This is a genomic window from Saccharopolyspora sp. 6M (assembly GCF_020176775.1).
Lineage (GTDB): Bacteria > Actinomycetota > Actinomycetes > Mycobacteriales > Pseudonocardiaceae > Saccharopolyspora_C > Saccharopolyspora_C gregorii.
The window spans coordinates 6,476-20,531 of record NZ_JAIUJZ010000020.1 but is presented as its reverse complement, the minus strand read 5'-3'; the positions used below and the strand labels follow the sequence as shown (position 1 = coordinate 20,531).

The window sequence follows — 14,056 nt, the reverse complement described above, 5'->3', positions numbered from 1 at the left end:
GGCGCGCTCGCGGTCCACGGTGCCGCGCAGCATCAGCCAGGACTGGTCCCGCCCGTCGCACCCGACGCCCGACCTCACCGACGCGGCGATCGAGCGGGCCTACGGCATCACCACCGAGAACCAGCGCCTGTTCCAGGAGTTCGTCGAGGAGCACGGGCTGGTCGTCGACGTGCGCCCGACGAACCCGGATTCGGTGCGGCTGCTCAAGGAGGGCGCCTACCCGAAGCCGCTGGAGATCAAGGCGAAGACGATCAACCGCCAGGACGTCCGGCTCGGCGCCCCCGAGCACGGCCTGGGCGCCGTCGGCTTCTTCGAACCGAAGCTGCCCGAGGACCTGACCGAGGCGGAGGCCCCGGGCCTGCGGGAGCGCGCGCGGCAGCGCCTCACCGAGTACCGCGAGCTGTTCTCCACCATGAAGGACCTCGCCAAGCAGTACTGGGTCGAGGACGGCGTGGTGCGCACCAACTCCGGCCTGGACGAGGGCGGCGCGTCCAGCGGCCGGAGCGTGCCGGTGGCCGGCGACCACGACGTGTTCAACATCCGCTCCGCCGAGGACGGGCGGGTGCTGCCGGAGGGCCGCTACCACGAGATGGTGCGCGAGCTGGTCGCCCGCAACATGGGTGTGCAGCACGGGGCGCACCGCTACTGGAACCCGCGCCGCGCCACTTACGAAGCGACGATCTTCGACACGATCAACCGGGGCCACGACCCGGGCCACGAGCCGCTGATCCGGTTCGCCCCCGGCGAACCGCCCGCCGAGGTGCACGCCGACCTGCCGGACATCCCGCAGGCGGGCGCCGACTTCGCCGCCGACATGGCCGCGCTCGCCGAGCGCTACCTCGGCCCGGAGGACGACGCGGCGCGGTCCGGGCGGACCTTCAGCTCCGACCCCGTGTCGGCCTGGGGGCCGTCCGCCGAGTCGCCGCGGGCGTGGACCGACGCGCAGGTGCGCGCCGACCTGGAGGCCGCCGCCGAGAACCTCTTCGACGAGAACCGCGGGCGGGCCCGGGACCTCGGCGACCCGCAGTCCCGCGAGGTCTCGCCGTTCACCCGCCTCGACGGGGACGTCGCGCGCACCGAACCGGACGCCGAACCCGCCCGCACCGCGGAGGAGGACGTCCGCGACGGCTACCAGCGGGCGGTGCCGCCGGAGCTCGCGCTGCCCGAGCAGCAGCTGCGGGATCGGACCGCCGAACTGACCTCGTTCGGCGATCCCGCCGCGCTGGAGCGGCACGCGCTCAACCCCGGCACCCCGGACCTGCTGGGCAGGCTCGGCGCCCGGATCGACGCGCTGCCCGACGAGGCCCGCCGCCAGGAGCTGCGCTCGCTGGTCGCGGACGCGGTGCTGGCCGCCACGACCGTGCCGGTGCGCACCGCCGAGCTCCCCCGCGGCGGGACCGAGCGGTTCCCGCTGCGCGCGATCACCCCGTCCCGGCTGGACCAGCTGCTCGTCGACGCCGAGCAGGCGCTGCGCTTCCGCCTCGACCCGCTGCGCACCGCGGGCCAGGAGCTCACCGAGATCGGCTACCGCGCCGACGAGCCGATGCCCGCCCGGCTGGCCCGGCTCGGCCTGCTCGCGCTGAACTCGCCCGCGCGGCAGGCGACGCTGGCCGAGCCGTTGTTCAGCGTGCTGCTGGCGAACCCGGAGGCGCTGCTGAACTCCTGGTTCGGCGCCACCGGCAACGAGCGGCAGCTGTTCCTGAACACCTGCATGAGCGCGGCGATCAACTCCGAGGTGCGGGCCTCGGTGCCGACGCTGGCCGGGTTGCTCCAGGTCGGTAGGGGTGCCGCGGACGTCGTGCTGCACAACCTCGGCCGAGTGCCGAAGGCGCGGCGCGAGAGCTGGGAGAACGCGTTCGGCCGCACCTACGAGGACATGGTGCGCAGCCGGGTCGAGCAGTCCCAGGCGGTCTTCGACGAACTGCGCGCCGACGGCCTCAAGCTGGTGCGCGAGGGCGGTGGCCGCGCGGAGTGGACGGCGCTGACCGAGCGCTGGTCGCGGACGATGCAGAAGCTCTCCGGGGCTTCGCTGCGGGAGAAGCCGCCGGTGCTCACCGACCAGATCCTCCCGGGACGCTGGGCGCTGAGCACGCTGCTCGCCCTCCCGCGCGGTTTCGACCGGCCGTTCCGCCGGATGCAGGGCGTCGACGGGCTGGTCTACACCGAGGCGCTGCGCACCCGGTTCGGCCTCGAACCGGACGCGTCGCCGTTCGGCGGGAACGGCGCGCAGTCGGTGCGGCCGGACCGGCTCGTGCCGCTGCCCGAGGTGTTCGCGACGCCGGAGGGCGGGCACGCCCTCTGGCAGCGCGTCGCCGAGCGCGCGGGCGTCGTGGTCTACACCCCGGGGCACGCGCTGTTCCTCCGCGCCGCCGACCAGGACGGTGCCCCGGTCTTCGTGGTCCACGACCCGAAGTACGACAGCTCGACGACCATGCGGGTGGACGAGTTCGCCGAGCTGGCCGACCGCCGTTCGATCTCGGTGTCCCCGCGCCTGCTGCCCGACGAGGACGACGGCACGTCCACCGACGACGGCGGCACGCCGCGCGACGACGACGGGCCCGACGAGGGCACCGACGGCGAACCGCCGGCCCGGGACCCGGAGGACTCCGACGACGCCGACGGCCCGCCCGCGGCGGAGCGGGACGAGACCGGGTCCGAGCCGGACCGGCCCGCCGGTCCGGAGCCGGAGGCCGCGCGCTCCGACCGGGACGACACCGGTTCGACGCGCACCGATCCCGCGCAGGAGTCCCGCACCGAACCGGCCGACGCGGCCACCGGCACCGACGCGGACCCGCCCCGGCCGGAGCCGGAGAACGCCCGCGTCGAGCCGGGAACGGCGCGTCCCGAGGCGGAGACCACCCGCGTCGAGTCCGAGAACGCTCGTCCCGACGCGGAGAACGCTCGGACGGAGCCGGTGAACGCGCGGACCGAGCCGGAGAACACCCCGGCCGAGCCGGCCCCCGCGACGACCACCAGCGCCGAGCGGGGCCCGATCCGGGCCTCCGCCGAAGAATCCGCGCGCCCGACCGCGGAGCTCACGGGGGAGACCGCGCGGAGCACGCCGCGCACCGACCCGGCCGACGCGGCCCCGCTCACCCCGCCCGCGCGGGCGCACCTGCGCGCCGCCGCGGAATCCGACCCGGCGCCGATCGGCGAGCTGCCGCGCGACCTCGGCGGGACCGAGCGCCCGGCCGCGCCCGCGCGCGACGCGGCGACCGGCGCCGGTCGCACCGGCGACGCCGTGATCGACGTGGACGGCACCGCCCCGGTGCAGGGCCCGCGCACCGAGCGCACCCAGCTGGTGGCGGACCTGCTGCGGCACAACGCGGTCATCGCCGACTCGATCGACGGCACCGCGGTGCGCCGCGACGTGCGGGCCGAGCTGGTGGGCTCGGGCGTGCCCGCGGACCGCGTCGAGCGGCTGCTCGACGGGCTCTCCGACATCGCGCTGAAGGACGACTTCAAGACGCTCACCCACGAGGGCGTGCGGCTGCGCTCCGGGCACGGCGCGGACGCCGTCGAGGTCCACGTGCGGCTCCGGGCGGGCGACGACACCGCGCCGGACGCGACGGGCGTGCCGACCGAGGGCAAGCAGGACTTCGCGCACGGCACCGACGTCGTCGCGGGCGGCGCCTACGGGAAGACCTCCGGCAGCGGGGCCTCGGCGCCGCCCCGCGACGGCGGGTTCACCCACTTCCTGTCCGTGCCGCTGGGCACCGAGCACCCGGTCCGCTCCCTCGACCCGACGGTCGGCTTCCGCGGCGCGACCCCGACGTCCTCCTGGCAGCACGCCGACACCACCGAGCTGGAGCACAGCACCAGCTACACCCCGCCGAACACCTGGTCCGGCAGCACCCACGACCTCTTCCACGACGTCGTGGTGCGGTACCCGGACGAGATCTCGGAGCTGACCGGCAGCCGGCCCGGCGGCGCGAAGCTGAGCATGCCGGAGATCTTCACCGAGCTGGACCCGGCGGAGGCGAAGGCGAACGGCGGCCCGCGCGCCACCTTCGTGCGCGGCGACCCGGCGCTGTTCGACGTGCTCGGCGAGCTGGTGGGCGGGCACCCGGACTGGCGGGACGCGCCGGGCACGATCAACTCGCCGGTGCGCAACGACCTGCTGGAGCTCAGCGGCGGCAAGAACCTCTCGCACCTGGGCAACGACGTGCTGGACGGCACGACGCTGACGAAGGCGCTGGAGACGCACAACAGCGCCGGTCGCCGCCGCACCGCGCAGGTGGAGATCCGGATGCGCCAAGGCGCCGGGCGCGGGTTCGCCGCCCCGCTGCAGCCGGCCCCGGAGACCGCGTCCCAGCACAGCACCGGTTCCGCGGACTCCTTCCGCACCGCGCCGGAGGAGGCGCCCGCGGAGCCCACCGGGACGATGCTCACCGAGCAGGGCCGCGGCTACAAGCACGAGGCCACGCAGACCACCGCCTCCACCCAGCCGTTCAACGTGAACGCCGGTCTCGGCCTCGGCTTCAGCTGGAGCCTGTTCGACAACCCGAGCACGCACCAGCCGAGCTACGTGCACGGGGACCGGCTGGACCTGCGCTTCGACGGGCGCGCGTTCCGCTCCAGCGGGCTGGACCGCTCGTCGGTGCGGACCGTGGAGAACACCGCGGCGACCACCTGGTTCGGCAGCGGCAGGCTGCACGGCGTCGCCAGCGACCTCGACTACGACATCACCGTCCGGTTCGACGACGGACAGGTGCTGGCGGCCACCCACCACGTGCCGGAGGGCGCGACGACGTGGACGCTCGCCGACGACCCGGCGACCGCGAAGGACGCCGAGGAGGACGCCGGGCACCCCGACGACGCGAACGCGGCGGCGTTCTCCCCGCACAAGGTGCTCGGAGCAGCCGAGACGCACTTCCCGCACGCCGACCGGCTGCGCGAGTCCGTCCGGGACCGGCTCCCGGCGGACGTGGTGCGCGACTTCGCGGGCACGAGCCGGAACGTGCGCGTGTCCGGCAACGAGGTGGCGCTGTCGTACTTCCTGTCGCCGCGCGGGCTGCTGGCGCACTCACCGCAGCTCAACGGCGACGGGATGTCCTTCCTGCTCGGTCGCGGCGACGGCGCGCGCACCGGGATCCCGGAGGACTTCGTCCGCGTCGTGGTCCGCGCCGTCGACCCCGCCGCCGAGGTCGCGGAGACCGGCTCCGAGCTCGACGGGCCCGCGGACCGGGACGGGACGACCGCGGACCCGGCCGAGCGGGACGGTGCCCCGGAGATCCCGACGATCACCGTCACCGACGTGGACGCCCCCGCCGGGCGCGCGAGCGAGGACGCGGACGGCAGCAGCGCGGCCCGCCGCTACACCCCCGACACCGACCGGGCCGCCGACGGTTCCGGCTGGGGCGACGCCACGCTGCGCGGCGAGCTCCAGGAGAAGGGCCGCATCGACCACTCGGAGACGGTGCGCGGCGCCACGACCGCGGGCGGCAGCTCCGGGGTGCGCGCGGGGATCGGCTCCTCGCGGATCAACCGGACCGTCGAGTTCACCGGCGGCTACAACCGCTCCTTCGGCGGCGAGCAGCGCACCCTGACCTCCTCCAGCGGGCAGGGGCGCGGCTTCGGCTGGGCGGGCGAGAAGTTCAGCTCGCACCCGCGCGAGGTCGACTACCTGGTGTCCCTGCACGGCAAGGGCGTGTCGGAGACCTTCACCGTCCGCGGCGGCGAAGCCACCACCTATCGCAGCGGCCGCACCCGGCTCACCGATCCCGGCCCCGACCGCGAGTCCGGCGCGATCACCGAGCCCGGCGGCACCACCGAGCCGGGGGCCGGCACCGAGCCCCGCACGAGCACCGAGGGCGGCGGCGGGTTCCGCCGGGTCGAGCACGACCGCCCGCAGCGGCCCGTGGGCTGGACGCCCGCCGCGCTGCCGGACCACCACGCGCTGCACGGGCTGGACCTGCCCGGCGGTCGCGCCGACCGCATCAACGGCGACCTGCTCGGCGAGAGCCCGTCCGGCGCGCGGGTGGCCGAGCAGCAGGTGCACGCGTTCGTCGGCGAGGACGCGATCGCGGTGAACCTGGACCGGGTCACGACCGGGACCTACCGCACGCCGGTGCACCGCCACGCCGAAGGCGAGTTCTTCGGCTTCCGCGACCGGATCGGCGACGTCGCGATGCATTCGGAGCTGAGCAATCCGACGGTGTCCGGTCCGCCGACGAAGATGACGTTGACGTTCATCACCAACACCACCGGCTCCACCGGGCACGGCGCGGACCGCACCCGCAACGACTACACGTTCGGCAACGGCCGGATCAGCGTGGCGCCGATCAAGAAGTTCTACCTGCTGCCGCAGCCCGGCTACGGCTACTCGCGCTACGACGTCGAGGGCGAGTCGTTCAAGCAGGAGCACGAGCACACCACCACGACCACCTACGTCGGACCGGCGTACCTGGTCACCTACGACGCGACGACGCTGCTGTCGGCCCGGAACGTCGACCACACCGGTGTCGGCCCGTACGACGGTCGCGGCGTCGGCGAGTGGCAGCACTACGAGGCGCACCGGCGGAACGCGGTGCAGGTGTGGGTGCCCGCGGCGGAGATCGACCAGATCGGGCTGCCGGAGGGCTGGGACGCCGGGCACGAGCAGGCGAAGGCCGACGCCCGCGCGAACGCCGCGTCCCGCCGGGACGGGGACGCGACCCGCGAGGACGGGGACGCGACCCGCGAGGACGCGGCGGACGGCACGACCGCCGAGGACGGCACCGCCGCCCGGACCGAGGACGACCAGGCCCGCACGGAGGGCGACCCGGCCCGGACCGAGGGCGAGCAGGCGCGCACCGAGGAGAACGCCGAGGAGAACTCCGAGGCCGCCGCCGAGCCCCGCACGGCCCCCGCGATCACCCTCGACGGCCACGCCTCCCCGAGCGTGCGCCCCGAGGTCACCGAACGCCTCGTCGCCCAGATCAAGGACGCGCTGCTCAAGGTCGACCCGGACGTGGTGCCGCGGACCGACCTGGCCCGCTTCACCCGCTTCCTCACCTCGGGCATCGCCGACGGCGTGCGGCACGTCGTCTACGGCGCCGGGCACCGGGTCGCGGCGGAGGAGCTGGCCCAGCAGGTGCTCGGCGAGGTCTCTCCGCGCGGCGTGGCGCAGCTGCTGCCGGACCTGGTGGGCCTCGGCAAGGAGTGGTCCACCTCGGTGGACGGCCCGCTGGGGTCGTCCCGGGTGACGCTGGCGCTGCGCGCCCGGATCGGCGAGGGCCGCTTCGACGGCACCGACGAGGGCTGGTCGGACAACCACCAGACGAAGGTCACCACGACGACCGGCTCCAGCTCCTCGTCCAGCCGCTCGCACAACGCGAACTTCTCGCTGCGCAGCCCGATCTACACGAACCAGCAGATCGCGCGGTCGGTCGGCACCGGCGCGCAGACCACGGGTTCGCTGGCGACGACGGTGCAGCGCACCGAGGAGTCGGTGAGCGAGCGCACCACCTCGCAGTTCACCAACGGCGACATCGCCCGGTTCAGCCACCCGATCGAGCTGGAGCTGGAGGTGCGCAAGACCTCGCACGCCAACCACGCGGCCCGCTCGCTCACCGGCGGCCTGGTGGACTGGGCGCTGCCGGGCGTGCAGACCACGACCGTGCGGCTCGACCCGATCCCGGACGCGGTGTCCAGCTACCACCCGGAGGGCGAGAGCAAGCCGGGCGAGCGCGAATCCCAGCCGGTGACGGGCTTCCCGGACGCGCACTACTCGCGAGTCGGCGCGCGTCATGTCGCCGGGCTGGTCCGCGACGTGGTGGACGGCGTCCCGGTGGGTGAGCACGTGAGCACTCCGCCCGCCGTGCCCGCGGAGGCCACCTCGGCTCGGCAGGCCATCAACAGCGGGGCGAACGCGTCGGCGCTGTCGGCGCACCTGCCCGCGGCGCTGGGGGAAGCGGGCTACCGGATCGAGGGCCTCGACCACGACGCGCGGCACTGGACCGCCGTCGGCCAGCGGCACCCGCTGAGCGCGCTGACCTTCCACGCCGAGCTGCAGCAGGCGCGGGTCACGCGCGCCGGCTACACCCCGCTGGAAGGCCTGGAGATCAACAAGACCGAGGTGACCCGCGGTTCGGCGGGCGACGAGCGCACCGCGGGGCCGATGTGGAACACCGCAATGGTCTCGGCACCACTCACCCTGTTCCCGCGGCCGAACCCGGGGTCGACCTGGGAACCGGGCACCGCGCTCACCGAGATGGGCGAGGTGTTCGGCCGCGGGCCCGCCATGAGCTGGCAGCGCACCGACGCCGCGAACCTCAGCGGGAAGAAGACCGAGGACATCACGCTCTCCGACGGCGAGGTGTACCTGGTCGAGGCCCGCACGAAGTGGACCCTCGCCCCCGAGTACCGCGGCGAGGCGCCCGCGGAGTGGACGACGCCGCGCACCGCGCACGACACCGTCTACGTGCGCACCGACGAGAACGGCCTGCGCGCGATGGGCCTGGAACCGCCGAAGAAGGACGACGACGGATCGACCTCCGACGCGGACGAGTTCTTCGACGCCGAGGACGGTCCGGCACCGCGCGGCTCCGACGAGCCCGCCCCGCGCCGCCCCGCGTCCGAGGACGCTGCGCGGCTGGACGCCGACCGGCCCGCGGATCGCGACGCCGACGAGTCCGCAGGGCGCGACACCGACGAGCGCGCGGGCCGCGACTCCGACTCCGAGGAGTTCTTCGACGCCGAGGAGCACCTCCCGGGCGAGCGGCGCGCGTCCGACGCCGACCTCGACGTCTCGATGCGCTTCGCGGACAACTCCTACCCGCAGGGCTACGGGCCGGGCAGCCACTACCAGTACCCGCAGGGCTACGGCAGCGGCACGTACTACCCGGAGTCCAGCGGCTACGACCACGACGCCACGCCGGGCACCACCGTCCCGATCGCCTCGGACTTCAGCAGTCCACGGTCGAAGATCTTCGGCCGGGACGACCGCGGCCGTAAGCTCGGCATCCCGCTGAGCCAGATCGACTACGAGATCATGCCGTCGACCGGCGACTACAGCGAAGGCATCTCGTTCCGCCGCACCGGATACGCGCTCACCGAGTCCTCCGACAAGTTCGTGCAGACCCTGCCGGGGGAGAGCGTGGTCAGCGCGGCGGCGCGCACCAAGCGGCCCGGGGACGCCCAGCTGGACGGCAACGCGTTCTTCGTGGACGTCGCGCGCGACGGCGACGGCTACCGGATCCGGCTCCGCGACGGCCGGGCGGTGACGGTCAGCCCTGAGACGCTGGGCGCGATCGTGGCCCGGGTCAACTCGTTCCGCACGTTGCAGCGGGAGCAGAACTCGGCGGGCGACCCGGTCCCGATGTCGGTGGTGCTGCTGAGCTCGCCGCGGGCCAAGGTGAGCGGCGTGCTGGACCAGCTGCGGGAGGAGGGCTTCCACGGCGAGGTGCTGCGCCCGCGCGGCGACGTCACCCAGCTCGCCGACGGTCGGTTCGGCGTCGCGGGCAACGAGGGCTGGAGCCGCTACGGCGCAGGCAGCGGCAGCTCGAAGTTCGTGTACTCGAAGGGCAACGTCCGCAACATCGAGTTCTTCGAGCGCTACCTGCCGAACGCGGAGTTCATCCCGGATCACGACAAGGCCATCAAGGTCACGGACAAGAACTGGAAGGAGTACTGGATCACGCCGAGCGAGGCGCGGCCGAAGGCGTTCACCACGCGGGCCGGCGGTGTGTGGCGCGTCAACGGCCTGTCGTTCGTCGGCAAGAAGCACGACGTCCGGACAGACGCGGCGATCGCCGACGCCCTCGACGGCTTCACCCGCGTCGTGCGCACCCGCCCCGGTGAGGGCATCACCGATAAGCTCGTGCGCCGGCTGCCGAAGCTGTCCCCGGAGCACGACCCGACGGCTCGGCTCGCGGCGCTGCCGTGGAAGCTGGAGCGCCAGAACGTCCTGGACGTGACCACCGGCAAGGCCAAGAGCATCCGGACCGGCCCGGCGCTGCTGAGCTCGCACGGCAACGCCGAAGAGATGACCATGCACATCAAGCGGGGCGACCAGCAGCTGGAGATGTGGCTGCCCGGCAGCTCGTTCATCTACATGCTGGTGCAGCAGAAGGAGTTCCAAGACCTCTACGCCGCCAACCCCGGCGTGGAGTTCGCGGTAACCGTCTGCGAGGCCGGGGCCGAGGGCGCCAAGGTACTGCCGAAGATGATGGAGATGGCGAGGCGGTTCACCATGCCGAACCGCTTCTTCACCGGCGCCGACACCATCAGCATGATCAAGCTGGAGGACGGTGACCGAAAAGGCGCCACCATCGGCGTCGATAACAACAAGGGCTGGGTGTCCGCCTACGTCGCCTCCGACGGCCAGGTCGTGCACAACTCCTACCCGCACACCCGGTACTCCGACGAAGAGCTGGAGACGCTGCCGTTCCGCTCGAAGATCTCCAGCGGCGGGCACAACCACCGCGGCACCGGGCCGGTGCCGCTGAGCACCGAGTACCTGAACCCGAATGTGTCGGTGCGGGCGCAGGACGAGCAGGGCAGACCGTTGACGCTGCCGATCGACCAGATCGGCTACCACCGCACCGCCGGCGACTCCGGGCTCGGCGTCGCGTTCGGGCGGCCGGAGTTCCGGCTCGACGGCGACGCGGACCGGGTCGTGGCCACCATGCCGGGCGAGACCGTCGAGCAGGCCGCCGGGCACGAGAAGCGGCCCGGCCACGAGAGCGCGCTGCCGAAGGGCGCGAAGTTCTACGCCGAGGCCGCGAACACCGACCGCGGCTTCCGGGTCCCGCTGGTCGGCGGCAGGCACGCGTTCCTGCGCGGGGACGCGCTGGCCGCGGTGATCGGGCAGATCCCCGCCGCGAACGAGTTCCTGAACCGGGGCGCGCACCTCGCGCTGCTCGCCGACGACGTGGCCCCGGCCGAGGTCGTCGCGGGGCTCTCCCGGCAGGGCTTCGAGAGCTCCGTCATCTCCACCGGGGGCAAGCTGGGGCAGCTGCCGGACGGGCGGCTCGGCGCCGCCGGCAACGCCGGGTTCACCACGACGCGGGCTGACGGCACCAGCAGCACCCACGGCCGGTTCTCGGCGGGCAACGTGGAGAACATCGCGTTCTTCGAGTCGGAACTGCCGCGCAGCGAGCACATCCCGGACGCCGACGCCCCGATCCGCGGCGTGGACCTGAACGGCGAGCCGTTCGAATTCCTCCCGCACGAGGTGCACCGCGCCGGCTACCGCACCGGCGACGACGGCGGCGCCCGCACCACCGCGGTCGACTTCACCGGCGCGGACCGCTCCGCGAGGCACGGGGTGAACCCGTTCAAGCTGCTCGCCGAGCAGGCCGACTCGACGCGGCAGGTCGCCCGCACCCGGCCGGGCGAGGAGTTCGCCAAGACCTCCGCGTCCGGGCGGCGCAGGCTCGGCACCTCCGATCCGCTGCAGCGGCTCGTCGACTCCCCGTGGACCCCGACGAAGATCGAGGTCACCGACCCGGCGACCGGTCAGCGGAAGGTCGTGGACGCGGGCCCGAACATGCTCGGCGGGCACGGCAGCGAGCACCACGTCGGCGTGCTGGTGCACCGGAACGGCGTCGAGCACAAGGTCCGGGTCAGCGGTGCGGACTACATCCGCACCCTCGCGCAGACGCCCGAGTTCCGGGACATGCGCCGGGCGAACCCGCACAGCCCGTACCTGCTGACCGTGTGCAAGGCGGGCGGCGACGGCGGCAGCACCTTCTCCTCCGCGGTGCGGGAGCTGCGTTCGATGTCGGTGCGCAACGAGGTCATCGCAGCCCGCGACGTGCTGGACCTGACGGTCACCGGGAACAAGCCGATCGTGTCGGTCGTCGACAACCAGGGCTGGGTCAGCAGCCGGATCGAGGACGGCGCCGAGACCCCGGTGCTGCACGAGGGCACCCGCTACACCGCGGCCGAGCTGGCGACCATGATCGGCTACCGCCCGGGCGACGCCCGCGGTCCCGCCGCCGAGCACTCGACGTCCTTCGGCGAGGACGGCGGCCCCGGCCCGTCCCGCGGCCCGCGGCCGAGCCGGGAGGCGATCATCGCGGAGGTCGACCGGCTGGCCAAGAAGTGCACCTGCAAGCAGAACAAGAAGCAGTGGGGCCGCGTCACCCACGACGTGGTGGTCCGCTACGCCCGCAGCTACGAGGGGGACCGCACCGGGCAGAGCCTGCGGCACCTCGACCGCCAGATGTACAACGCGGTCGTCGCCGCGGAGCGCCGCGAGCGGACGGGCGACGCCGAGCCGGTCGCGGACGGGCAGAAGGTCCCGGCGGCGGTCGCCGAGCAGGAGCTCCAGACGATGCTGCACAACGGGCACCTGGTCTTCGCCAGCAACTACAACCGGTCCGTGTTCCGGCTGCACGACGTGCTGAGCGAGCTCAGCGGCACCGACCGCGCCTCGGACCTGGGTGACAGCGACGCCCTGCAACGGCTGGTGCAGCAGGACTTCGGCGAACCCGGCCGCGCCGGTGCCGACAGCGACGGCGAGGCACCCCCGGCCGTGCCGCCGAAGAAGGGCCCCGGCAAGCGCGCCTCCGGCGTCCCCGACGGCGGCGGCAAGCGCCGCCGGACCCTCGACGGGGTGGACGACTCCGAGCAGCAGCCCGGCGGCAAGGCGATGCGCGAGATCGAGCGCCGGCGCCGCGACCGGCAGGCCATGCTGAAGGTGCGGGAGGGTCTCACCCCGGACGAGCAGGCGATGGACGTGGACGGCTCCGGGAATGAGGTGTTCAAGCGGGACAACGAGACGCTGCAGGCGCTGCGCCAGGCCTCGCACATCCGCCTGGTCGACATCTCCAACGACAAGGCGAACGATCCGGCCTACCGCGAATACCTGGCGAAGCTGCTCTCCGACGACGCCGAGTACGCCGGCTACGCGTACCTGGTGTACGACGGCGACGGCGCGGGCAAGATGCACGCCGAGCAGAAGCTGCTCCAGCTGTTGCAGAACGCGGGGATCACCGCGGAGACCCAGGGCGGCCCCACCCACCTCCGCGGCACGAAGCGCCCGTGCGACCCGTGCCTGTCGCTGCTGCGCTACTTCCGGGACAAGGTCGGGCTGGACCTGCGGTTCAACGACCGCGGCAACCACTACTACCGGGAGTCCCTGGAGACCGGGGTGCGCCACCTCGCCGGGTACGACGAGTCGAAGGGGCCGGAGCTGGGCGAGCACCTGCGGGACGACCTGGGCGATCCGAACCGCGTCATGTACATGTCCGCGCCGAAGCACACCAGGCCCGCGCCGGCCGGATCCGCGCCCGGCCTGCGGGGCGTCGAGCTGGGCGCGGAGGGCGGCGAGCAGCAGCGCTACACGGTGCCGGAGAAGACCCGGGACGCCCAGGGCGAACCGGTGCTGGAGTTCCCGCCGGACTCCGACATCCAGGGCATGGTCGACACCGCCTCCAACAGCGAGGCGGAGGACGACGCGCCGATCACCGACCTGGTCGCGCACACCCGGCACCTGCGGATCGGCAACCGGCCGGGGGCCGAAGCACCCGAGGTGAAGGAGCCCGGCGCGGTCCGCAAGCAGCGCGAGCAGGCGCACTTCGACGCCGTCGTGGCCCCCCAGCTGCAGGCCGCGGCGGGCGAGGCGTTCTGGCGCGAGGTCGAGGCCCGCCCACCGCGCGGTGGCAAGTTCACCCTGGAGTTCCCCGACGAGCTGCGCCACAAGATCAAGGAGCTGATCGACGCGACCCCGGAACTCAAGCCGCGCATCTCCGAACGCCTCCGGATGACCACGATCGCGATGGACAAGCAGCTGGGCAAGATCGGCGGCTCCACCCGCAAGCTGGCCTACCGCGTCGAGAACATCGAGGGCGCGGAGGCCCGGCTGGCGGCCGCCATGCCCGCCGAGTTCCGCGCCATGTGGGAAGCCGAGAAGCGGGCCGCGGCGAACGAAGGCCGCGACCCGAAGAAGCTGGACTCGAAGAAGGTGAAGTTCACCGAGGCGTTCGAGGACGTGCTGCACGCCATGGTCAACGAGGGCGAGAAGAAGATCTCCGCCAACTCGGTCGCGCAGTTCCTGCTCATGCCGGAGAACACCTTCAAGAGCCGGATGCAGAACATCGCGAAGAAGCGCGGTGCCGGGAGCTAG

General features: G+C 73.5%; 1 protein-coding gene (only partly in view). It reads left to right on the top strand.

Annotated elements, in window-relative coordinates; genetic code table 11:
- On the top strand, positions 1–14,056 hold the end of the coding sequence (locus LCD31_RS03450) for a hypothetical protein (RefSeq protein WP_224955965.1). The gene continues 45,542 nt to the left of window position 1, outside the view; the window shows 14,056 of its 59,598 coding nt (coding positions 45,543–59,598); the start codon falls outside the window, past its left edge; it ends in the stop codon at positions 14,054–14,056.